Source organism: Actinomycetota bacterium (assembly GCA_030682655.1).
In the GTDB taxonomy this organism is placed as follows: Bacteria; Actinomycetota; Coriobacteriia; order Anaerosomatales; family JAUXNU01; genus JAUXNU01.
Map to the genome: position 1 here is coordinate 1 of JAUXNU010000159.1, position 1,005 is coordinate 1,005.

Annotated in this window: 1 protein-coding gene; it reads left to right on the plus strand. The window is 63.0% G+C overall.

Annotation, left to right across the window (positions count from 1 at the left end):
• On the plus strand, positions 1-1,005 hold a 1,005-nt coding region (locus Q8K99_10440), incomplete at both ends, for an SNF2-related protein (GenBank protein MDP2182970.1).

Consider the following 1,005-nt stretch of genomic DNA (forward strand, 5'->3'; position numbering starts at 1 on the left):
CTCCGCTCGACGACCACCGAGGACACCCCTCGTGTCGAGGTCCGTCGCTTCACGAACGGGTTCATGCACGGCAAGTGCTTCGTGTTGGAGGTACCAGTTGGTAAGGGCGTGCTCGCCGGATCGAGCAACTTCACGTACGCGGGTCTAGCGGAGAACCGTGAACTGAACCTCGGCCAGTACGAGCCCGACACGGTCGACACCGTCTTGGAGTGGTTCGACGAACTATGGGAACAGTCGGAGGCCTACGACCTGGCTGCTCTTTACGAGGCCCGCTGGCAGCCGCACGACCCGCGGCTCATCTTCTACCGGATGCTGTGGGAACTCTACGGAGCGGACGTGCTGCGGGAGATGGAGGAGCGCGACGTTTCGGACTTGGACCTGACCGACTTCCAGCGAGATGGCGTCTGGCGTGCCCGCCGCATCCTGGAGTCGCTATCGGGCGTGGTGGTCGCTGACGAGGTCGGTCTCGGCAAGACCTACATCGCGGCCGAGATCATCCACGAGGCGGCCATCAAGAACCGTCAGAAGGTCCTCGTGGTGGTGCCGGCCGCGCTTCGCAAGACGTGGAGGGACTTCCTCGCGCTTCCGAACATCAACCTGCCTGCGGACGTGGTGTCCTACGACGAACTCGTGATAGACCAGGACTCCGCTGGAACCTCGCGCTCGCGGCTTCAGGACCTCGATGCCTACGCGGTGGTCATCGTCGATGAGGCGCACGCGCTCAGAAATCCGTCGACGGCCCGCGCTGACGCGATGCGGGCCCTGCTTGAGGGCGAGTCGCCCAAGAAGTTGGTTCTGATGACCGCGACTCCCGTCAACAATAGCCTCTCGGACATCTACACGCTCCTCAGCTATTTCGTGACGAACGACGCTGCCTTTTCCGACAGCGGGATCCTCAGTATCAAGGGCTACTTCGACGCAGCCCAGTCGCGGAACCCGGAGGACCTTTCGCCCGAGCACCTCTTCGACGTGATGGATAAGATCGCCGTGCGTCGCACTCGCGAG